This is a genomic window from Mycolicibacterium hodleri, from assembly GCF_025822245.1.
GTDB lineage: Bacteria > Actinomycetota > Actinomycetes > Mycobacteriales > Mycobacteriaceae > Mycobacterium > Mycobacterium hodleri.
This window is the reverse complement of record NZ_JACKTL010000051.1, coordinates 36742-59756: the sequence shown is the minus strand read 5'-3', so window position 1 is coordinate 59756 and position 23015 is coordinate 36742. Positions and strand designations below refer to the sequence as shown.

Annotated in this window: 15 protein-coding genes; 3 read left to right on the top strand and 12 right to left on the bottom strand. The window is 69.5% G+C overall.

Annotated features, from left to right (window positions below; genetic code table 11):
* Positions 1-1423 (top strand): HNH endonuclease signature motif containing protein (locus H7J06_RS21815; RefSeq protein ID WP_264041209.1); only part of this gene is annotated, 1423 nt, incomplete at its 5' end.
* On the opposite strand, the gene H7J06_RS21810 is transcribed toward H7J06_RS21815, so the two are convergent.
* Positions 1420-2298, bottom strand: coding sequence for an MBL fold metallo-hydrolase (locus H7J06_RS21810; RefSeq protein ID WP_264041208.1), 879 nt, complete (start codon positions 2296-2298; stop codon positions 1420-1422). The genes H7J06_RS21815 and H7J06_RS21810 overlap by 4 nt on opposite strands.
* 23 nt (positions 2299-2321) lie before the next feature.
* Entirely contained in the window at positions 2322-3164 is an 843-nt protein-coding gene (locus H7J06_RS21805; RefSeq protein ID WP_372515379.1) for an LLM class flavin-dependent oxidoreductase, read from the bottom strand.
* 131 nt (positions 3165-3295) lie between these two features.
* Between H7J06_RS21805 and H7J06_RS21800 the strand changes: the two genes are divergently transcribed.
* Positions 3296-3847 (top strand): TetR/AcrR family transcriptional regulator, encoded by a 552-nt coding sequence (locus tag H7J06_RS21800; protein ID WP_264041206.1) that lies wholly within the window; start codon positions 3296-3298, stop codon positions 3845-3847.
* Here H7J06_RS21800 and H7J06_RS21795 read toward each other — a convergent pair.
* Genes H7J06_RS21795 through H7J06_RS21755 form a run of 9 tightly spaced genes read right to left on the bottom strand, consistent with a single transcriptional unit; the run spans position 3837 to position 20428 of the window.
* Entirely contained in the window at positions 3837-6998 is a 3162-nt protein-coding gene (locus tag H7J06_RS21795) for an arabinosyltransferase domain-containing protein (RefSeq protein WP_264041218.1), read from the bottom strand. The genes H7J06_RS21800 and H7J06_RS21795 overlap by 11 nt on opposite strands.
* A 20-nt stretch (positions 6999-7018) precedes the next feature.
* The gene (locus H7J06_RS21790) at positions 7019-10276 is read right to left on the bottom strand and encodes an arabinosyltransferase domain-containing protein (RefSeq protein WP_264041205.1); all 3258 of its coding nucleotides are present in this window, start codon (positions 10274-10276) and stop codon (positions 7019-7021) included.
* Positions 10277-10328: 52 nt separating this feature from the next.
* Positions 10329-13619 carry an arabinosyltransferase domain-containing protein gene (locus H7J06_RS21785; RefSeq protein WP_372515378.1) on the bottom strand — a complete coding sequence of 1097 codons (3291 nt, stop codon included), beginning with the start codon at positions 13617-13619 and terminating at the stop codon, positions 10329-10331.
* A 6-nt stretch (positions 13620-13625) separates the two neighbouring features.
* On the bottom strand, positions 13626-15449 hold the full coding sequence (locus H7J06_RS21780) for a galactan 5-O-arabinofuranosyltransferase (protein WP_264041217.1): 1824 nt from the start codon (positions 15447-15449) through the stop codon (positions 13626-13628).
* 35 nt (positions 15450-15484) lie between these two features.
* Positions 15485-16267: a decaprenylphospho-beta-D-erythro-pentofuranosid-2-ulose 2-reductase gene (dprE2, locus tag H7J06_RS21775; RefSeq protein WP_264041203.1), complete on the bottom strand. Its 783-nt coding sequence runs from the start codon at positions 16265-16267 to the stop codon at positions 15485-15487.
* Positions 16268-17629: a decaprenylphosphoryl-beta-D-ribose oxidase gene (dprE1, locus tag H7J06_RS21770; RefSeq protein ID WP_264041201.1), complete on the bottom strand. Its 1362-nt coding sequence runs from the start codon at positions 17627-17629 to the stop codon at positions 16268-16270. It abuts the gene before it with no gap.
* A gap of 19 nt (positions 17630-17648) precedes the next feature.
* Positions 17649-18044 carry a GtrA family protein gene (locus H7J06_RS21765; RefSeq protein WP_264041215.1) on the bottom strand — a complete coding sequence of 132 codons (396 nt, stop codon included), beginning with the start codon at positions 18042-18044 and terminating at the stop codon, positions 17649-17651.
* Between the two features lie 24 nt (positions 18045-18068).
* Complete coding sequence (locus H7J06_RS21760) at positions 18069-19337, bottom strand: hypothetical protein (RefSeq protein WP_264041200.1); 1269 nt, start codon at positions 19335-19337, stop codon at positions 18069-18071.
* Complete coding sequence (locus H7J06_RS21755; protein ID WP_264041199.1) at positions 19337-20428, bottom strand: PE-PPE domain-containing protein; 1092 nt, start codon at positions 20426-20428, stop codon at positions 19337-19339. The genes H7J06_RS21760 and H7J06_RS21755 overlap by 1 nt, the downstream gene beginning before the upstream one ends.
* Before the next feature lie 153 nt (positions 20429-20581).
* Between H7J06_RS21755 and H7J06_RS32450 the strand changes: the two genes are divergently transcribed.
* A complete protein-coding gene (locus tag H7J06_RS32450) occupies positions 20582-21580 on the top strand; it encodes an AraC family transcriptional regulator (protein WP_264041198.1) in 999 nt (332 codons plus the stop codon).
* Here H7J06_RS32450 and pdxR read toward each other — a convergent pair.
* Positions 21571-22983: a MocR-like pyridoxine biosynthesis transcription factor PdxR gene (gene pdxR / locus H7J06_RS21745; RefSeq protein WP_264041197.1), complete on the bottom strand. Its 1413-nt coding sequence runs from the start codon at positions 22981-22983 to the stop codon at positions 21571-21573. The two genes, H7J06_RS32450 and pdxR, sit on opposite strands and share 10 nt — an antisense overlap.
* Positions 22984-23015: the final 32 nt, after the last annotated feature.

Genomic DNA, 23015 nt, shown 5'->3' with positions numbered 1-23015 from the left:
GATCACCCCCGGCGCCGCGTCCAACCAGTTGTTGGTCGCCGTGGCCTTGCATGAACGCTTCCCCAAGGTGGCCGCGGTGTTCGCCGACGGGCTCATCACTTATCAACTGGTGCGGACGGTGGTGCAGCGCGGCGCCCTGGTCGTCGACCCCGACGCCCTCCACGCTCTCGACGCCATGCTGGCGGCGGCGTTGAGCTCCCGGGAACCCATGTCGGTGGCGACGCTGGAGAAGACGATCGACGGGTTCGTCGCCCAAGTCGACCCGCAGGCGGTGATCCGAACCGAGACTAGGGCCCGGGGCCGGTCGGTGGAGATCGGGGACGAGGACGGCAGCGGGATGGCGACCGTCTTCGCGACGTTGTTCGCTCACGACGCCAAGGCGTTCGACACCCGTATCGACGCGCTGGCCCGCACCGTCTGCCCGGCCGACCCTCGCGCCCTGGATCAGCGTCGCTCCGATGCGATGGGCGCGCTGTCGCATGGGGCGGACCGCCTGGCCTGCCTGTGTGGGACCGAGGACTGCCCCGCCGCGCACAACCCACCCTCGACGGGGGTGGTGGTCTACGTGATCGCCAGCCAGGAAACGCTCACCCCGCCAGAGACACCAGCACCGCCCCCATCGGATCCGAAGCCCGGTGTTCCCAAACCGATCGACACTGTCGGCGACGAGTCCGCGACAGCCGACGAGGCTGCCGCACAGGACGAGTCGGCCGACACCCCGGCCAGCCCGGCCCCCGCCGACGAGCGGACCGCCCTCGACGGGGAACCCCCGGCGATGTTCGCCAAGCCGCTGCGTGAGCTGACCCTGACCGAGGCCCTCACCCCCACCCCGGGCTGGCTGGCCAGCATTCGGCCGGCGGCGATGATGGGTGGACGGTTCCTGCCCGGGGCGATCGCCTGCCGCGCCACGGTCGGGGCGACGATCACCGCGGTCGTGCACCCCGGGCACGCCCCACCGGAACCCCGGTATCGACCGTCGAGGAAGTTGGCCGACTTCGTCCGCTGCCGCGACCTGACGTGCCGCTTCCCGGGCTGCCGCGTGCCGGCGACGACTTGTGACGTCGACCATACGATTCCGTGGCCCTGCGGGCCGACGGCGGCGTCCAACCTGAAGTGTCTCTGCCGTCGACATCACTTGCTGAAGACGTTCTGGGGCGGTGAGAACGGTTGGCGGGACGAACAACTCGACGACGGCACCATTGTGTGGACCGCACCCGACGGCCGCGCCCACACCACCACACCGGGCAGCCGCCTACTGTTCCCCGAACTGTCCCAGCCGACCAGAACCGTTGAGGCGAACGGCGTTCCAGCACGGCACGCGTCGGGTCTGACCATGCCGCGGCGCACGACCACCCGCGCCCAGAACCGCGCCCGCCGCATCCACCACGAACGCCAACTCAACCAAGAGCGGGAAGTACCCTAAATCCCCGGCAGTTCCAGCCAGTCGTCCACCTCGAACCGGTCGCCACGCGCCACCAGCGTCGCGCCGCCGTGGCCCGGGTAGTGCGCCGGAATCACTGCGGCCCGCGACCGGGAGGCCTCGGTGAAGACCCGTTTGCGGGTCACTGCGGCGGCGGCCGCATCGACGTCGAACCCGCACGGGTCGTCGGGTCGGGCGATCTGGATGGGGCAGTGGGTCATGTCGCCGACGAACACCGCGGGCTGCCCCGCGTCGAGCCACAGCACCGACGAGCCGGGGGTGTGCCCGGCGGCGGGGCGCAGTCGCAGCGACTCGCTGATCTGCAGGTCGTCGGCCCACAGCTGCATCTGGTCGGCCACGGGAAACACGCTGTCCTGGAACACGATCCGCGACCCGTCGGTCACGCCCGGTCCGTCCGGCGCGAAGAATCGGTAGTCCGCCTCGGGCATCAGATATCGGGCGTTGGGGAACGTCGGCACCCACTCGCCGTCGACCAGCCGGGTATTCCAGCCGACGTGATCGGTGTGTAGATGGGTGTTGACCACCACGTCGACCTCGTCGGCAGCCACCCCGGCTCGCTCCAATGCGCCGAGGAAGTCAGTGCTGAGACCCGATAGCGCCGGAAGGTGCGGGCGCTCACGGTCGTTGCCGGCACCGGTGTCCACCACGACCGTCAGACCGTCGACGTCGACCACCCAGGTCTGCAGGGCCACGCGCCACCGCCCGGTCCCGGGATCGTAGAACGTCGGGACCAGAAGCTCGGCCTCGTCCACCCAGGCCTGTGCTGGAGTGTCGGCGAATAGCCCAGTGCCGATGTCGAATTGCCACTCGAACACCCGGGTGATCGTCGCCTTGCCCAGGGCGATGCGGTCGGTCATGCGTCGACCCTACGACGAAGTCGTCAGACCGAGGGGCGAACGAGTTCGTCGACGACCCACTGGGCGACGCCCGAGGGGTAGGGATCCGACAGCCCAAGTATCAGGTGCTCGAAGCCGGCGTCGACGGCGTGTCGGATCGCGTCTCGGGTGGCGTCGGGCCGGTCGTAGGAGACCGGTACGTGCATCGACCGGACGATCGAGGCGGGATCGCGCCCGATCTCGTGGCAGTAGCGGTCCAGTCGGGCGCTGCGCTCGACGGCGTCGTCGAGGTCCCCGCCGGGGATGTTCCAGACGTCCGCATGTTCGGCGACGACGCGCAGCAGCATGGCTGAACGCCCGCCGATCACAATGGGCGGATGCGGCCGCTGAACGGGCTTGGGATTGCCGAACGCTCCGGTCACGGTGACGTGGTCACCGGCGACGTCGAACGGCTGGGTCTCGGTCCACGACTTCTTGATGACCACCAGCGCCTCGGCGAGGCTGGCGACGGAGTCGGCGAAGTCGTCGTAGGGCAGGCCGTTCGCCTCGTACTCGCGCCGGGCGAGGGGGTGGCTGGGTCGCGATCCGGCACCGATGCCGAAGTCGAGACGCCCTCCGGAGACGACGTCGACGGTCGTGGCGATCTTGGCTAGCAGCGCCGGTGGTCGAAAGCGGTTGCTGGTCACCAGTAGTCCCATTCGGAGCCGTTGCGTCTGGCCGGCGAGTGCGGAGAGCAGCGTCCACCCTTCGAAGATCGGACCGTCGGGGTCACCACCGATCGGCATCAGGTGGTCGAACAGCCAGGCGTGCTCGAGCTCGGGAAGCGCGTCGGCCTCCTGCCAGACGCGCAGCACGTCGGCATAGGCGACCTGTTGCGGGGCCGTCATGATGCCGAACCGCACCGGGAATGTAGGTGTCACGCGACGCCTCCTCGAGGCCGATAGACTCACGAAACGGAACACCGTTCCTGATGTCGAACCATACGGAACAGTGTTCCGTTTAGCAAGGAGGGTGGCTCATGACGGCGCCGCGAAAGCGCTCAGACGCTCGCCGCAACGAAGCGGCCCTACTGACCGCGGCCGCTGCCGCGTTCGTCGAGTCCGGCGTCGACGTACCCGTGCGCGACATCGCGGCCGCGGCCGGCGTCGGCGTCGCCACCATCTACCGGCACTTCCCGACGCGCGCCGACCTCATCGTCGCCGTCTACCGCCACCAGGTCGAGGCCTGTGCGGAGGCGGGCCCAACCCTGTTGAGCACCAGCGACTCTCCCTACGATGCTCTGGCGAAGTGGATCGACCTCTTCGTCGACTTCCTCGTCACCAAACACGGCCTGGCACACGCCTGGCAGTCGGACTCCACGGGTCACGAGAGCCTGCACGCCTACTTCCTGAGTCGGCTGGTCCCGGTGTGCGAGGACCTACTCGCCGCCGCGGCCGACGAGATCATCCCGGACGTCGACGCCCTGTGGCTGATGCGCGGCGTCGGCAACATCTGCATCGGCGCCGACGGAGATCGGGGCTACGACGCCCGCCGCATGGTGCGGGTGGTCATCGCGGGTCTCAGGGCTTGATCCGGATCTTGCCCGGCGAGTACAACCCACTGTGGGTCGCGGAGCCCAGCTCGACCTGCGCCGGCTGCGCCTCGACGACGGTGTCGAACCTGCGCAGCGAGCCCCAGTCCCGTCCCCAGTCGTGGTTCAGGTAGGTCGCCATCAGGTTCTGCCGTAGCAGCAGGTCGGTGATCCCGAGCAGACCGCCGTTGAGGCCGTCCTGCCAGGTGTCGGTGTCCTTGCGCTTGGCGTTGTAGTCCGGCGTGATGCGGAACTTGGGGATCTCGGTGACCCCGTCGGAGTGCAGCATCGGATGCTGGCACGGGAAGGCCAGGCCGACGGCCCAGTCCAGTAGCACCGGCTCGGTGGAGCCGACGTACTGCTGCACCGTCTTCAGCTCGGGCACGCGCGGTGGTGTGACGGCGACCCAGTCGCCCGGCGTCAGCGAGAGATCCTCGGCCACGATCCGGACCGACGTCGCATCCGCCGGAATCTGGGACCGGTCGAAGCGCAGGTTGCGCCACGACGGAATCGGTCCGATGTCGTACGGCGTCACACGGCCCGCGGCCTGGGGTGTGCCGTCGGGACCCGTTCTGCCGTACTCCAATTCGACGCGCTGACCCTCGGTGCGGCCGTTGAAGATGCTGTTGCCGGTGACGCTGCCCGCAGCCGTGACGACCACCAGCGGGTGGGCCTCGTCCGCGGCGGGCAACTGGTACCACGCCGAAGTCAGCCGACTCTGTTGCTGCGCAGGCCCGTTGACGTATGAGCCCGCCAGCGGCACGCGCCGGGGGTCCAGACCGAACGGCAGGGGAACCGTCGACCCGTTCACCCCGGGACTCGACAGCTTGACCGGTGCGTCCCAGTCGTAGTCGGTGCCCGGCGTCGGCAGATCGCTGCGAATCGCCTCGGCGACGATGTGTTCGGGGACGCCGCTGGGGGTGAACCCGACGGCGCCGACGCCACCGAGCGGACCCAGGGGTCCGTAATTGCCCGGCAGCGCTGCGAGGAAGCCGGCGTTGGCGTCCGGCTCGACGAGCACGTCGTCGGCCAGACCGCAGCCGCCGGTCAACGCCTTCAGGTTGGACGACCCGTTCGAGTACGTCGGGTACTGCCGCACCACGCCGACGAGCATCGACCCGACGAACACCGCGACCATGAAGCCCGCGATGACCGGAATCGGCGCCGCGGTCACCAGCCGCACCACCTTGCTCTCGGTACGATCGCGCCCCAGGTGCAGCCAGAACGCCCACAGTGCGGCAATGCCGAAGAGCGCGAAGAAGATCGAGCTGACGGTCACCCCACCGATCTTGGGCAGCGCGTTGTTGAACGGAACGCCGTAGCTGGAGACGTACCACCAGCCGTTGGTCGTGGAGAAGGTCAGCGCGGTCACGAACAGCACCGCGGCGGTGAACGCCATCCGGTTTCGGGCCGAGCGCAGCACCACCGGCGACACCAGTACGGTGGCGACCGCGGCCATCGCCGCGCCGACGGCGGCGAACAGGCCGAAGTGGTGCACCCACTTGGTGGGGGTGAACATCAGGAAGAACATGGTGCCGAAGATGATGCCGACGAGGCGCCACACCGGCCCGCGTGCGACGCCGGGGACCCGCCCGCGCCGCAACATGATGAACAGCGACGCGAACAGCGACAGCGCGGTGATCATGAATCCGAAGCGGCGCGACAGCGAGCCGTCGACCGTCGGCAGGATCAGGTAGTAGTAGCGCAGGTTCTCGGTGTACCACGCCTGGCTGGGTCCGATCGCGGTGCGAATCCTGGTGGCCTCCAACACCGTTGCCAAGGTCTGGTCGGCGAAGACGATCGCGAGGATGATGGTGCCCGCGGCCAGCAGCGGCAACACCAGCGGCCAGGTGCCGACGACGCGGTGGCGTCGGACCAGGATGCGCAGCAGCGGTCGGCCGCCGGCCAGCAGCGCCGCGACGGCGATCAGGCCGGTCGGCTGGATGCCGAGGGTGAACGCGGCCGAGACGATCGCCAGTGCGGCCGGGGTGAGCCGGCCGGAGATGATGGCCCGCTCGATGAGCACGTAGGTGATGAGGGCGCCGGTGGCGATCTGCCCCTCGGGCCGCAGGCCGTTGTTGAACGGCATCCACGCGGCCATCAGGACCAGACCCGCGGCCCACGTGGCCGACCGGCTGGAGGCCACGGCGGGGCCGAGTCGGGGCAGCACCTCGCGCGACAGCAGCAGCCAGCACACCAGTGCACAAATCAAGTCCGGCAAGCGCATCCAGATGCTGGCGTCGCTGACGTGCGTCATCAGCGCGAGGACGTTGTAGAACCAGCCGAAGGGATCCTCGGGGCTGCCGAACCACCGGAAGTAGTTGGACATGTAGCCGGCGCGGTCGGCGACGCGGGCCATCTGCAGGATGTACCCGTCGTCGGACGAGTTGGCCCCGATGACGTGCCAGATCAGGAACCCGCAGACCACCACGACGTCGGTCGCCGAGAAGGTCCGCCACCGCGACGGGATGACGCGCTGCATGCGGCGGCCGTCGAGCTGGTCGAGACGCCACAGGGCGACGAGCGCGATGACGGTGGCCACGATGGCGAGCAGCATCGCCCCGAGCTTCACCACCGTCGGCTTGGTGGTGAAGCGGGTGTCGACCGTCGCCGACACCGAAAGTCCCTGCGGCGCAGGTCCGGTGAGATCGGTGAAGACACCGACGAAGTTGGGCCGCAGGTTGGGGTCGGCGAACCCGGAGCGGAAGTCCTTCTGCGGATCGGTCGGATCGCTCATCCCCGGGAACGTGGCGTACGTGCCGGCCTCGGACGAGGTGATCTCCAAGCGGGTGCACTCGGGGCCGCGGACCCGGCTCATCGGCATCGTGGCCACGACGACGTTGCGGTCGGTGACGGTGACCCGCTGGTCGTCGGGCTTTCCGCCGACGTTGACGAACAGCGAGTTCAGCGCCGCGTCCTTGGTGTTGGGCGGAGCGGTGCCCAACACGGTGCCGCCACCGCGGTTGGCCATGTCGCGCAACACGTCACAGGGCACGGTTGCCGTCATGGTGACCGGCGTGAGCGTGATGAGCGGAGCGGTGACGTCAGCGACCTGCCCGCCCTGGGGCCAGTTCACCGTCGCGGTGGTCTGCACCACCGGCAGCAGTGGGGTCAGCACCGACAGCACGAAGCCGATCAGCCCCGCGATCATCGCCACCCAGCGGGTAGTCCTCACTTGTCCGTCTCCAGTGGCAGGGCTCGGATGGGTCCGCGGCGCGTCCAGCCCAGAACCGTCTCGGCGCCCTGGTCGACGGTGACGCTGGGCGCGGTGGACTCGCGCACGATCCGGTCGTAGCGCTCGATGGTGCCCCAGTCGCGGTACCAGTCGCCGCTGAGGTAGGTCGGCACGGTGGACGTGCGCAGCAGCGCCTGAATGTAGAGGAAGGGTCCGCCGTCGTCGGCGGACTGCCACTGGTTGGACGACACCACGACCTGTTTGGCGTTGGGCAGGATCCGGTAGTCCGGCAGCTCGGCGATGCCGAGGTGCTGCGACGCGGGGCGCTGGCAGGGGAAGTTCGCCGCGGTTGCGATGTCCATCAGCACCGGCGTCGTCGACCCCAGGAATCGTTGCGCCGACTCCAGAGTCGGGACGCGCGGCGGGGTGAACGCGAACCACTGGTCGGTGGACAGGTTCGGATCGTCGGCGACGATGCGGGCCACGTTGGCCTCCGGCGGTGCCGACGCGAGCGGGAAGCGCAGGTTGCGCCAGGCTCGCTGCGGCACCAGCGGGTCGATGGGCTCCACGGCGGCGAGCGCGCGGAAGCTGCCGTCCGGATTGCGCACGCCCCATTGCAGTTTCAGCGACTGCCCGTAGTTGAAGTCGCCCTCTTCGTCGACCGACCAGATCGCGCCGGCGGCCGAGATGGTGACCAGCGGCCGGTCGGGTGTGCGGGGCGGTAGTTCGTACCAGGCCGACGTCGCCTTGGCGGCCGCGGTGTTCTCGCCGTAGCTGCCCATCACGGGGGTCCGCGCGGGGTCGAGTCCGAAGGGCAGGAACACCCGCGAGCCGTTGACGCCCACCGGTCCGTAGCCACCGCCGGTGCCCGCCGAGAAGCCGATGCCGACGTTGGGCTTGTCGGGTGATCCCGGGGAGTTGACGGTGCCCGGGTTGGCGGTGACCGGCTCGGGTGGCAGCAGGCTGTCGCTGACGCCGTTGGGGGTGAAGCCCTGCGGGTCGACGCCGCCGAGGGGTCCGTCGGATCCGAACTGCTGACCCGAAACGGGTTGCAGCAGGCCGGCATTCGGGTCGGTCTCGACCAGGACGGCGTCGGCCATCGCGCAGCTGGTCGCGCCGAGGCCCGAGGCCAGCGCGTCGACGTCGGCCTTGGCAGTCGTGTAGTTGGGGTAGCGGCCGGCGGCGCCCTTGACCATCGACCCGACCTCGAGAAGCACCATCAGGGTGGCCACCACCAGCAGCGGGGTGGAGGCCAGCACCCGGTTGCGCCGGGTGTTCTCGACCTCGGTGTGCCCGGTGTAGTCCATGCGGAAGTGCAGCCAGCCAGCCAGCAGGCCGGTAAGGATGGCCAACCCGAGGAACATCGAGGTCACCGGCGAACCCGCGATCACGGGTTGCTTGTCGAACCACGGCACGCCGTAGTTGCCGACGTAGAACCAGCCGTTGATGCCCGAGGTCGCCCATGCCAGCACGAACAGCAGCGCCGTCACGTAGAGCGCGAGGTTGCGTCGGCTGTGCAGCCCGACGCGGGAGAAGGTGAAGGCGGTGACGGCGCCCAGCGCACCGGCGAGCCCGGCGAACGCGCCGAATTGGATGGCCCACTTCGTCGGGGTGAACGTGAGCAGCAGCAGACCTACCGCGGTGGTGCCCAGCAGACGCCAGACCGGTGGGGTGGCCATGCCGGGCAGGCTGCCGCGGCGCAGGATGACCGCCAGCAGGCCGAAGAGGCACAGCAGCAGGATCAGCACCGAGAAGCGTCGGGTCAGCGAGCCGTCGACGCTGTCCTCGACGGTCAGGAAGTAATAGCGCAGGAACTCCTGGTACCAGGAGATCGTCGGGCCGACGGTGTACTTGATCCGAGCCGATTCGGCGACCGTCGCCAGCGTCTGGTCGCGGAAGACGATCACGAACACCAGCGACAGCGACGCGGCGAAGGCGGCCAGCGGCGCGAGCAGCCCGGTCCGCCGGTCCCGGACGTTCCTGGCGACGGCCCGGGCGCCGACCAGCAGCGGGGCGAGCGCGATCAGGCCCTGCGGGGCCAGGGTGACGCTGAACATCGCGACCACGATCGCCACGGCGGCGAGCCACGACCGGCGGGTGCCGATCGCGTACTCGACGAGGACCCACGTCAGCAGCGCACCGAAGGCGATGAGCGGTTCGGGGCGCAGGCCGTTGTTGAACGGCAGCCACGCGGCGACGAAGACCGCGGCGCCGGTCCAGACGGCCACCCGGTTGTCAGCCAGCCGCCGGCCGAGTCGAGGCAGCACCCAGCGGCTCAGCAGCATCCAGGTGGCAAGGCCGGCCAGCGTGGCGGGCAGTCGCATCCACACCCCGGCGGTACTGATCGCCGAGAGGTGCGCGAGCACGGACTGGTACCAGTCGAAGGGTGCCTCGGTAGCGCCGAAGTAGCGGTAGTAGTTGGCGACGTAGCCGGCGTCGCCGGACACCCGGGCGATGGTCAGGTTGTAGCCGTCGTCGGAGGAGATCGCCCCGACGACGTGCCAGAGCAGCAGGGTGCCGACGACCGCGCCGTCGGCGAGCCAGGTCGCCACCCTCGCCCGCCAGAACCGACGCCACGCACCGGTGGCGCGCCGCCCACGGTCCAGCAGGGCCAGCGCCACGATCGACGCGATGGTGCACAGCACGCCGAGGACCATGAAGGCGGTCTTCAGGGCGGTCGGCGAGGTGATGAAGCGGGTGTCGACGTCCACGCGGGCGGACAGCCCCGGCTGGGCGGCGACCTTCAGGTCGGTGAACACACCGGCCACCTGAGGCTTCTTCTCAGGGGCGAGGGTGCCGGCGGCGCCGGGGATGCCGACGAACTCCGCGCCGACGCCGCCCACGTTGGCCCACACGTGCAGCGAGCTGCAGGCCCCGGAGTTGACGGCCGGCCGTGGCGCGACGGCGGCGACCGAGTCACGGAACGCGACGATGACGCTGTCGGCGGTGGCGCGGACGAAGAGGCCGTTGCGGCCGGCGTCGATCCCGCCGTCGGGGATGGTCGACAGGACGACCCCACCCGCGGCGGGCAGCGTGGAGATCACCTGGCAGGGGATGGTCACGTCGAGCGCCAGCGGCGCGCCGGAGACCAGCGGAGCCGTCACGTCGGTGATCAGACCGTCGGTCCCGACGCCTTGCGGCCACAGGATGGTGGCGGTCGTCTGCTTGACGGGAAGGAGGGGGGTGAGGGCGCACAGCAGGAGTCCCAGGGCCCCCGCGATGATCGCGATGAGTCGTAGGGTCCGGGCGGGCACGAGGTTCGATGCTAGGCGACGCACTCGTGTGCGCTGCGCCGCCATGCGGGCCTCAGCTCAAACGAAGAGGTCCGGGACTCCACAACCCGCTGCGTGTCGCGGTGCCGAGATCCAGCCGCGCGGGCTCGGCGTTGGGGTACCAAGGGGTCAGCTTCTGGAGGGCGCCCCAGTCACGGAACCAGTCGTCCTTCAGATACGTCGGCACCGGCACGGCACGCACCAGCAGCTCGGTGATGCCCAGCGGTCCACCGCCCAGGTAGTCCATGACGGGTGAGTTCGCCTCGGCACCGAAGCGGTCGGGCAGGATGCGCCACTTGGGCACCTCGGTGACGCCGTTCTGGTGTCCGAACGGCCGCTGGCACGGGAACGCCAGGCCGACCAGCCAGTCCAGCAGTACCGGGTCGGTGGACCCGACGACGTCCTGGAGTGACTTCAGCAGCGGGATCCGTGGGGGCGTCACCGCGATCCAGTGCTGAGGCGCGAGGTCCTGGTCGGAGGCGACGAGCCGCACCTGCGTGGCCTGCGACGGGATGGCGCTCATCGGGACGCGGAGGTTGCGCCACGCCGGCACCGCGCCGACGTCGCCGAAGCCGACGCTGCCGCCGGGCTGTCCGCTGGCCGCCTGCTCGTCGGTCGCCCACTGGATCGTCACCTCGCCCGGGTCGAATCGCCCGGCTGCGGCAACCACGAGCAGCGGACCCGCCTGGTCGCGCGGCGGCAGGCGGTACCACGCCGACCGCAGCTGGGCCGGCTGCTGCGTACCCGAACGCCAGCTGCCCATCACCGGGGTGGTGGCGGGGTTCAGGTTGTACGGCAGCCGCGCCCGCGAGCCGTTGACGCCCGCGGCGGCCGTCGTGCCGCCCTCGGTGCCCGGTTCACTGCCGCTCACCACCGATCCGTCGGTGTCGGCGAAGTTGTTGCTGCCCTGGGGTTCGGCGACGGGGTCGGCCGAGAGGTCCGCCGGAATGCCGTTGGGGCCGAAGCCTTGTGACGACGGTCCGAGCGCCACGGCCAGGGGAGCACTCACCGGCGCCAACATGCCGGCGTTGGGATCCTGCTCGACGAGGACGTCGGTGGCCAGCCCGCACGTCTTGCCGGTGAGTGACTCGAGGTTGGACCGGCCGACCGACCACGCGGGGTACTGCTCGACCGTCGCCACGGTCAGCGACATCACCTCGAAAACCACCAGCGCCCACACGACGATCGTCAGCGGCACCCGGGCGACCCAGGACCAGCGTCGAGGCTTGCTCGGTGGCGACGCGTCCCGGCCGGTGAAGTGCAGCCACGCCGCCACCAGGAGCGCGACGACCGACAGCCCCAGCAGGATCGTGGTGAAGCCGAACTTGTACTGCGGGAACTGATTCGACCACGGCACGCCGAAGTTCGACACGTACCACCAGCCGTTGACGCTGGCGAACGAGAACGCCGTCATGAACAGAACCGTGGCGGCGAAGATGGTGCGGTTACGGCGCGACGTCATCGCGGCGGAGGCGACCGCGACGGCCGCCAGCGCACCGAGCGATCCGGCCAACCCGGCGAACACGCCGAAGTGGTGGGTCCACTTCGTCGGCGTGAACATCATCATGAGGAACGAGATGATCGTGATGCCGATGATGCGTCTGGCCGGGCCCGCGGCCGTGCCGGGAATTCGGCCCTTGCGCAACGACATTGCGACCGACACGGCCAGTGCGAGCAACAGCGCGAGGACGGCGAAGCGGCGGGCCACCGAACCGTCGGGGCTGGCCATGAACAGTCGCTCGTAGCGGATGTGCTCGTCGAACCAGGCCAGGCTGGGGCCGACGTCGGACTTGAACGCGCTGGCCTGGAGTTCGGCGACCAGGGTCTGGTCGCGGAAGATCAGGAAGATCGTCACGGTGCCCGCGGCCAGGATCGGTGCGAGCAGCGCGAGGTAACCGAAGCGGGACGTGTGCGCGGCCACGATGGTCTTGAGCGGGCCGATCGCGACCAGGAGGGCGCCGACGGCGGCGATGCCGGTGGGCCCGGAGAACAGGGTGAGCGCCCCGATGATGATGGCGATCGCGACCGGCAGCAGCCTGCTGGTGGCAACGCCACGTTCCACCGAACACCAGGTGAGCAGGATCCCGAGGGCGATGATCGGCTCGGGCCGCAGACCGTTGTTGAGGGGCAACCAGAAGGCCAGGAACATGCCGGCCGCGGTCCAGGCCGCCGCCCGGCTGATCTTGACCGCGTGACCCAGTCGGGGGATCACCTCGCGGCTGATCACCCACCAGCAGGCCAGGGCCATCAGCAACGTGGGCAGGCGCACCCAGATGCTGGCGGTGGTGACGTGGGCCCAGAGCGCCAGCAGGTCGTAGTACCACCCGAACGGCGCCTCGGGCGTACCGAACCATCGGTAGTAGTTGGCCATGTAGCCGGCGTGTTCGGAGACCCGCGCCATCGTCAGGATGTAGCCGTCGTCGGAGGTGTTGGCGCCGACGAAGTGCCACCACAGCAGCACCGCGGTCACGAGGCCGTCCAGCGGCGTCAACGACCACCAGCGCGGCGGAAGGAGCCTGCGGTGGCGCATGCCGTCGGCGGTGTCGAGGACGTGCAGTGCGCCGAGGGCGACGACGGTCATCGCGATGCCGACGACCATGGCCAGCATCTTCAGCACCGTGGGGGAGGTGCTGTACCGGGAGTCGACGGTGGCCGAGAACTGCAGGCCGGGTGGCGCGGGTCCGGACAGGTCGGTGAAGACGCCGACGATCTGGGGGCGGAAGTCGTAACCGCCGCGTTCGCCGCGCAGCGGGTCGCCGGGCTTGACCTGGCCCTCGGCGTCCTGCCCGGCGACGAGTCCGACGAACTCGGCGGTGACCTTGTCGGCGTGCGCGGTGAACGTCAGGCGCTGGCAGGCGGGGCTCAGCACCTGGCTCAGCGGGGCGCTGACCACCGGGGTGTTGCGCACGATGACCAGCAGGTCGCCGCCGACACGCTCCACCAGCAGCCCGCGGTCGACGGCCTTGGGAGCCTGCTTGGGGACGGTGGACAGCAGGACGGTCCGGTTCGCATTCTCGGCGCCGACCAGGCCCGCGGCTGCGCGACATGGGATGGTCACGGTCAGGTCGGTCGGCACGTAGCCGATCAGCGGCGCGTCCACGCTCTGCATGACGCCGTTCTGCGGCCAGTTGAGGGTGGCGGTGGTCTGGGTGACCGGCAGGAAGGGCGTCGCGATGGCGAGCAGCGACCCCAGCAAACCGGCGACGATGGCGACCAGGCGCGCGGTGGCGTGGTTTCCGGTGCCCCGAGGAGGTTTGGCTTCCACTCCCTCGCGGCTCACGGGGCTAGATGATAGTTCCCCGTTCGACGGGCCCTCACCGGTCATGATCACTTACCGCCGGATTGCCAGGACGAACGGTCCGATGTCGGACACGGCCCAGCGCGGATCGTCGAACAACGCGGCGTCGAGCGCGACCTGGTAGCGGCGGACATTGGGCTGATTCGGGTAGACGTCGCTGGCCAGTCGCAGCGTGTAGGTGTCGTTGGCGCCGTGCCGCATCAGGAAGACGGTCGGCGGCTGCCAGGGCAGCTTGTCGAGGGCGGCGACGAACTGGTCGGGCGTGGTGATCGTGGCCCAGCCCTCGATGGCCGCGGACCGCTCCTTGAACTGCGCGAGCGGGTTGGCGTAGTGCGACGTCAAGCCCTGGAAGCCGTAGTACGGGTAGTAGGCCAGGAAGCTGTAGTCGGCGGTCAGCACCACGGTCTGGTCGCGAGGGCGCCCGGTGACCTCGGCGATCCTGGCGTCGACCTCGCGGTAGTACTGCTCGGCGCCCGGTGGGCGACGGTCGGCACGCTGACCGTTGCCGTCGGTGTCGGTGTAGGCCACGACGAGGTCGGGTCGCAGCACGTCGGGAATGTCCTGGGTGAACGTGACGGCGCCGATCGCGCCGACGACCGCGCCCGCGGCGACGATGCGCTGCCGCGTGCGGGGGGTGTACCTGGCGGCCAGGGCGACGGTCGCCTCGACGAAGCCGAACGCACCGGCCGCCGTCAGGAGCACCGTGAGGGTGGGCTGCAGCCGGAAGGACAGCAGCGTGGTCCCCAGCAGGGTGGTCAGCATCGACAACAGTGACCACGCGTAGACGGCCAGGACACCGACGGCGAGTGCGCCAGCGCGGACGGAGGTGCGCGCCCGCACCACCAGCCACAGCGTGCCGACCATGCACAGCGCGCCGAGCAGGGTGAAGTCGAGCATCGGGAACGTCAGTTGGGCGCCGTCGGCGGGCAGGTAGTGCTGGGCGGTGCCGCTGTCGGCGGGCGCACCCCGCGATGCGGCCAGGACGTACGGCCCCCAGTGGATCAGCGCGATCGCACCGGCGATGACGGCGACGACGGCAAGTCTCAGCAGGGGAGCCCAGCTGCGCCGGGTGGCGGCGGCGAGCAGAGCCATGATCGTCACGGTGAAGGCGGCGTATCCGAGCAGCAGCGTGTAGGACAACGCGGCCAGCCCGAGGAAGAGCCCGACGCCGACGACGCCCGCCCAGCCGTTGCCCCTGTCGCGGTCGGCCCGCAACCCCGACCACGCCAGCACGAACACCGGCGGCAAGAGCACGGTGACGATCGCGGCGTACGGCTCGGTGGGGGCGTAGGCGAGCGTGGCCGCGGCGGTCGCCGTCGCCGCCACCAGGGCGAGCTCGAAGCGGATCAGCGTCGTCCACAGCACCAGGGCGACGGCTGTCGCCGCGGTGATCGAGATGATCGACCAGGGCTTGAACATCTCCCAGGCGGGCGTGCCGGTCAGGTGCGCGAGTCTGCCGCCCAACCAGAACCAGCCGCTCGGGTAGTACGGCGGGAGACCGATGTAGGTCATGTCGTGGGGCACCGCGGAATCGGCGAACCGCGTCAGGTACTCGGTGCGGAACTGCTGGTCGACGGAGACGCCGAACAGGTAGAGCTTGGTGGCGCCCAACGGCATTGCCAGCGTGACGGCCGACAGGGCGGAGAGGAACACCACCGAGAGGACCCTGGCGATCAGTCGTCGATTGATGCGCCACAGCCAACCCGCGGCGAAGAGCCCCGCCAGGCACACGAACTGGCCGACCGTGGTGAGCGCGTGCAGCTGATTCGACGAATTGAACGCGGGCCACTCGACCCTCGCGATCGCCATCAGCGAGATGCCCGCGACGATCGCCGCCGTCACCGTCGCGGCGAGCATGGCCGCCGCCGACCGGCCCGCTGTCCTGAGCACGGTCAGATCGGCAGCTTGCGGAAGATCGGCCGCGGCACGTGACGCAGCACCATCATCACGTACCGGAATGCGCCGGGCGCCCACACCAGGTCCTTGCCCTTGGCGGACGCGGTGACGGCGAGTTCGGCGACGTACTCCTTGTCGACGGTCATCGGCGCCTCCTTGGCGCCCGTGGCCGACAGGTAGTCGATGGTGGTCTTCGTGCGTACCTGTCCGGGACGGATGACGAGCACGCGAACACCGAACTCGCGCAACGCCTCTCCCAGACCAAGGTAGAAGCCGTCGAGCCCGGCCTTGGTGGAGCCGTAGACGAAGTTGGAGCGGCGCACCCGCTCGCCTGCCGCACTGCTCATCGCGATGATGCGGCCCGAACCCTGCGCGCGCATCTTCTCCCCGAGCAGGACGCCGACGGAAACGGCTGCGGTGTAGTTGATTCCGGCGATTTGGACGGCCTTGCGCTGGTTCTGCCACAGCTCCTCGGCGTCACCGAGCAACCCGAAGGCGACGACGGCAACGTCGACGTCACCACCTGCCCAGGCCTGGTCGATCACGGCGGGATGAGCGTCGGTCTTGACGCCGTCGAAGTCGACCCATTCCACGGACTTGGCGCCCGCCGACGTCATCGCGGCGATGGCGTCGGCCTTGCGGGGGTGGTCCGGAAGGTCGGCCAGGATCACGCGCGCCGAGGCGTCGCGGAGGTAGCGTTCGGCGATCGCCAGCCCGATCTCGGACGTGCCGCCGAGAACGAGGATGGCCTGGGGGTTGCCGACGGCATCGAAAACCATTTACAGAAGCTCCAAACGTCGGGCCATGTCGGAGGCGAACACTCCGGCGGGGTCGACGCTGCGGCGGATCTCGATCCACTCGTCGATCCGCGGGTACATGGCGTGGAAGGTCTCCGCGGTGGTCCGCGAATCCTTGGCGGTGTAGAGCCGACCGCCGAATTCGAGCACCCGACGGTCGAGCTCGGTGACGAATTCGTTGAGTCCGGCCTTGATGGGGAAGTCGACGCAAACGTTCCAGCCCGGGATCGGAAAGCTCAGCGGCGCTTGGTTTCCCGGCCCGAAGAGCTTGAAGACGTTGAGGAACGAGTAGTGCCCCGAGCGCTGGACGTCGACGATGATGCGCTTGAACTCCTCGACCGCCTCGGTCGGCACCACGAACTGGTACTGAAGGAAGCCCGCCGACCCGTAGCCCCGGTTCCACTCTCCGAACATGTCGAGTGGGTGGTAGAACTGCGTCAGGTTCTGCACCTTGCCGCGGTAGGTACCCGACTTGCGGTACCAGAGTTCACCGATCGGGCCGAAGGTGTACTTGTTGGCCAGCCCGTTCGGGAACACGTCCGGGAACGTAAGCAGTTGCGGCGCATCGAACTTCAGCGGGTTCTTCTGCAGCTTCTCGGGCAGCTGGTCCAGCCTGGCCAGCGAGCCACGCGAGATGGCCGCGCGGCCCAGCTTCGGCGGCGCGCTGATGGCGTCGAACCAGGCGCTCGAATAGGTGTAGTCGTTCTCGCTGCCGTCGCTGTGGAAGGCGATGGTGTCGTCGAGGGTGGGCGTGACGTCACCGTCGGCGATGAAGTAGGCGGTCTCCGTCGGCGTCATCGCCACGGTCGCCCGCAGGATGATGCCCGTGAGGCCGTTGCCGCCGACCGTCGCCCAGAAGAGCGCGGCGTCCTCGCCGTCGGGCGTGAGGTGGCGGACCCGACCGTCGGCGGTCAGCAACTCCATGGAGCGGACGTGGTTGCCGAAGCTACCCGCGCTGTGGTGGTTCTTGCCGTGGATGTCGCAGGCGATCGCCCCGCCCACGGTGACCTGTCGGGTGCCGGGCAGCACGGGCACCCACAGCCCCAGCGGCAGTGCCGCGCGCATCAGCTGATCGAGATTCACCCCGCCGTCGACGTCGACGAGGTGGGTGTCGCGGTCGATCGAGTGGATCTGGTGCAACGCCGTCATGTCGACGACGAGGCCGCCGCCGTTCTGGGCGTTGTCGCCGTAGGAGCGCCCCAGGCCGCGCGCGACGATGCCGCGGCCGTCGGCACTGGTGACGGCTTCGACGATGGTCTCGGCATCTGGGGTCGACAGCACCCGGGCGACGGTCGGCGCGGTGCGCCCCCAGCCCATCAGCTGCTTGGTGGTCGTTTCGAACATCGTGACGAGGGTACCGCCCTCACCTCAGCTTGAAGATCACCGCGCGCTGCACCACGAAGTTGATCACCGTCGCGGTGCCTTGGGCGATCACGAAGGCCACGGGTACGCGCCACGGCTTGTCGGCCCACAGCGTGTAGAAGGTGTAGTTGATGCCGACCTGGACGGCGTAGGTCACGGCGTACAGCAGCACCACCGCGATGAACCGGGACCTGCTGGGCGGGGCCTGGAAGGTCCATCGACGGTTGATCAGATAGGCCGTGGTGGTTCCGGCGACGAAGCTGAGCGTCTTGGCCACGTTGACGTTCAGGCCGAGGTGCAGGAACAGCACGTAGAGCCCGAAGTCGACCACGGCCGACAGTCCGCCGGTGACCACGAAGCGCCACGCCTGGGTCGCCAGGGACAGATTCGGCGACATCGGGGGCTCGGCCACGGGGGCAGCTTAGTCAGGCCGGCTGCGGGTCGTGACCGTGGCAACGGCGCCTGCGATCGCGACCAGCGCGGCCGCGATTACGACCGGTATGAGCGCTCCGATCGAGAACTGTGCGTTCACCAGCGGGAGCAGGACGATGACCACCAGTACGACGGGCATGACGATGCGTAGCCACCAGGTCACCACGCTGTCCCCTGGAATGCGGGCGTTCGCTGCGAGCACGATGGCATACAGGGCGACGAGCAACAGTCCACCGACGTAGCCGAATTGCACGCGGAGTTGGGTGGTGGCGACGGTCAGGACCACCATCGCCGCCAGCACGCCGGCGTAGAGGATCTCAGGTGAGACCGCGGTGCCCAGCCGGCCGACGATTTGGATGATGCCCCAGAGCAGGGCCAGCATGCCGGCCACGACGATCATCGTCGACGCGGCGGTGATCAGGTTCGTGCCCGTCGACCCGTACAACTGCCCGGCGATCAGCGAGGTGTCGCCGCGATCGAAGGGGCCAAGACCGTTTGCGCCGAGCTGGCCGGCCCACGACACGATGGCGGCGCACATCGCGACGATCCCAAGGGCCAGTCCCATGGACCAGCCCGACGAGGTACCCCGCCGGCGGCGGGTGGTGATGACCTCGAAGCCGGCGATCCCGACGGCGAGTATGGCCAGCGCAGTGGTTGCGTCCAGGCCCGTCGTCGGGGGAGCCGCGTTGTGCGGCTCATCCGTGGCGCCTCCCGACAGGATCGTGGCAACGATGGCCAGCCCGAGATAGAAGTGGATGAGCAGTCCGCCCGCCGCGAGGGCAGTGGCGAACCCGATGGTCACCCGCTCGGGCAGGGCGAACACCAGAACCCCGGCGACGACGAGCGCCGTCACCGCGTACAGCGACCACAGCGAGTTGCTGAACACCAGCTCGCCGAACGGATCGCTCGGCGCCTCGACCGGCAGCCACACCAGGGCGATCCCCTGTGCGGAGGTGACGACCAGTGCCGAGTACGCCAGGATCTGCACTCCGCCGGCCAACGCGGCAGCCCGACGGCCGAGTGTCGAGCCGACCAGGCCTGCCGTGGACACCGCGCCGGGCGCATGTCTGCGCAGGCGGACCAGGGCGTAGATCACCGGGGCGAAGAGCACTGCCCCAAGCAACCCCCCGAGCCCGCCCGAGATACCCGTCATGGCGACGGCGGCGACGCACAGGCCCGTGGCTTGCCAGCCGGCGAGACCCGGCGTCGGGGCCCTTTCGTCGAGCGCGAGCGGGTCCGTCAGCTGCTTCTTGGGCATTACGTCGATCTTTCCAGCCGCCAACGGGGGTCCGCGCACCAATCTTCGCGGCTACCCCTCAGCGGTGTCGGCGCCTTCGGTGTCGTTGGCGTCGGGACCGGCGGCCGGTTCGTCCGCCTCCGCCTTGGGCGTCGGCGTAGGCGCCGGCGCGCTGTTCCCGGTCTTCTCGTCGTCCGGTGTGGCAGGCTTCTGGTTCTCGACCTCGTGGGTGGCGTCGGAGGCCTGCACGTTGCGGTGCGGCTTCTTTGGCGGTTCGTCTTGCGAATCACGTTGCTTGCATCGGCCTTCGTGCCAGATGCGGCGGCGGGCTCGACGTCGTTGCGTGAATACCCGGCGTCCACCATCGGCCTCAGCGTCGCCTCCAGACGGTCGACGTTCATGCCGAGGTTGCGGAGCGGCTGCAGCATGGGTAGGTGTGGGGTCGGAATCAGCACGTCGGTCACCGCGCCACCCGCGCCGTTGACCGTCGTGGTGACGTTCTTCGCGGGGATGTCGGCGGGCAGTTCACCGTAAAACGGGTGTAGGTAGACGATTCCGGCGGCAGCGTTGACGAGGGCGAGCACGTTGAACCGGTCCGGAAGGTCGGCGAACCCGTCGTATTCGCGGGTGAAGTACGCCGTGTCGTACGGGGTGTCCGGGGTCTGGTAGCCCATCTGCGTCAGTGCACCGTGGCCGGGACGCGTCGGGTCGGCGACGGCGACGAAGGTCAGGGTGCCGGGGTCCGGCCGCTGATCGGCGGGCAACGCCATCAGGCGGCGCTTGGCCTCGGCGACCGCGATGGCGCCCTGGCTGAGGCCCAGGGCGCGTCTCTCGCCTGTGGTCGACTGAAGCTGTGCGACAAGGTGTTCCGCGCCCAGGGCGACGGAGCGATCCATGCCGATCACGGTGGCCGGGAAGGGTACCGAGACCGCGGGACCGTCGTCGTACCTGCCGCCGAGGACGCCCACGAGGTTGAGGGGCGGAACGGGTTGGCCGGTGTCCGTCAACTGCCACGTACCCCCGAGGGTGAACGTGGTGGGCGCCGCGATCGCGACGCCGGGCGTGGCGACGATTGCCGCCACGGCAACGGAACTGACGAACTCTCGTAGCATGACGACTGCCCTTCTCTGCGACGGATGTCCGCGTCCGTTCTGGTGTGTCGGTCATTCGGCTCAAAGTTAAGAGGGTTTGACGCCGGCGAAAATGACCGCAATTAGCGAGGTCAGTGACCGAATCGCGCACGTGTGCGGTGGTAATTTCTCATCGTGGCGGCCCGCACAGTCGCAATCCAGCTCATCCGTGCGGCGATCGCCCCGGCGGCGGCCCGGGGCCTCGACGTTGGCCACGTGCTGCGCGAAGCGGGGATCCCGGCCGGGTTGGTCGACGAGGACGCCGCCCGGGTGACCGAGGCGCAGGCCGCGCGGGTGATCCAGGTCCTCTGGTCGGTGACCGGTGACGAGATGGTGGGGCTGGGCCCCATGGTCATTCCCCGCGGCACGTTTCGGATGGTCACGTTGGGACTGATCCACACCCCAGATCTCCGCGCCGCGTTGCGGCGACTGATCGAATTCGTCGGCATCGGAATCGGTTTCGAGGTAACGGAGCTCACCGGCGACGCCACGACCACCCGGATGATCGTCACTCCCGGTGGCCGTAGCCGGGCCGATCAGCTCGTCGGTGCCATCGGCATCGTGGTGGGGCACCGTTTCGCCAGCTGGCTGATCGGTCGAGAGATCGCGCTGACGGCGGTCGAATTGCCCGAACCCGCGCCGTCCCACGCGGACTATCCGTCGATCTTCGGCGTCGCGCCGGCATTCGACGCACCGGCCGCGTCGATCGCCTTCGGCAGCGAATACTTGAACGCGCCCGTGGTGCGCAACGAGGACGAGCTGGTCGCCTTTCTGCGAAATCTCCCCGGCGCGTTGCTGTTTCGTCAGGATTACCACCCCACCACGTCCAGTCGCGTCCGCAGGATGGTCGAACGCCGACCCCTTCCCGACCTGCTCACCGTGGAGGACGTGGCCAAGCCGCTGAACGTCAGCGCCCAGCATCTGCGGCGTCTGCTCCGCGACGAGGGGACGACGTTCCGCGAGATCAAGGAGGACGTTCTGCGCGACGCGGCGATTGCCGCGCTGGCGAGCGGACGCGAGACGGTCGACGAACTGTCCGCGCGTCTGGGCTTCTCCGAGCCCAGCGCCTTCCGGCGTGCCTTCCGTCGATGGACCGGAAGCCCGCCCGGTGCGTACCGGTTGGCTCAGGGGTGACGGTGGAGACCGGCCAGCACTCCGCACAGGGCGTCGACGGCCGCGGCGAAGGCGCTCTCGGCAGGCGTGCCGAAGCTGATCACGATGCCGTCGGCGGCGGGTACGTCCGGGCCCGCGTCGGGGTGCCGAAGCAGACGGAGTCCGGCGAGTGCGATGCCCGCCTCGCCCGCCCGCCGGATGACCTCGGGCTCGCTGCCGGCGGGCAGCGTCAGCAGCAGGTGCAGGCCCGCCGACAGACCTCGGATGCCCACGTCGAACGGCTGCAGGGCCTCGACCAGACGGTCGCGGCGACGCCGGTAGCTCAGCCGCATCCGTCGAATGTGTTTGTCGTAGTGGCCCTTTGCGATGAAGTCGGCCATGGTCAGCTGGGTGATGGCGTTGACGTAGAACTGCTGCCCGCCTGAAGCGGCCAGCGCGCGGTCGACCAGGTCGTCGGGCAGCGCCATCCAGCCCAGCCGCAGTGCCGGCGACAGGCTCTTGCTCGCCGAACCCAGGTAGACGACGCGGTCCGGGTCGAGTCCCTGCACGGCTCCGACCGGCTGGCGGTCGTAGCGGAACTCACCGTCGTAGTCGTCCTCGAGCAGGTAGCCCCCGGTTCGGTGGGCCCAGTCCACCACCGCCTTGCGTCGCGCCGGATGCAGCGGACCGCCGTGGGGGAAGTGGTGGGCGGGGGTCAGGAGTGCGGCCGTCGCGGTGGTCCGCGCCAGGTCGTCGACCACCGCTCCGTGCTCGTCGACGCCGATCGGGGTCGACGCGACGCCGACGCCGGCAAACGCCTCCCGGAACAGGTACAGCCCGTAGGCCTCGACCGCGATTGGGCCACCGAGTGTCTTCGCGAGGATCTCGACGGCGTGCCGCGTCCCGGCGCAGATGACGATCGACTCGGGTGAGGCCCGCACGCCACGGACCCGGCCGAGGTACTCCGCGAGGGCTTCTCGCAGTTCGACCCGACCGCGCGGGTCGCCCATCCGCAGTGCCTCGTGAGGGGCGGCGGCCAAGGCGCGCCGGGTGGCGGCCAGCCACGCCGCGCGGGGGAAGGCGCTGACGTCCGGTGAGCCGGGCATCAGGTTGTGGGTGGGCACGACGGGTGTTCCGCGCGAGCGGGTGGGCAGCGGCGTGGCCGCCGCGTCGACCACCCACGTGCCGGCACCCTGCCGGGACGCCAGCCAGCCTTCGGCGACGAGTTCGGCGTAGGCCTCGGCGACGGTGTTGCGGGCCAGTCCGAGATCCGAGGCCAGCGTGCGTGACGGTGGCAGCGTCGTACCCGACGCGAGGCGGCCGGACCTGACGGCGTCCCGAAGCGCGGCGATCAGCAGTTCACGCGCGCCGCGGGCGCCGGGGACGATGACCTCGCGAAGGTCGAGGTGCAGGTCGCGGGCCCCCGAATTGGCCCATGAAGTCACTCGTTAATTGAACCATGTGGACGGGTCTTTAG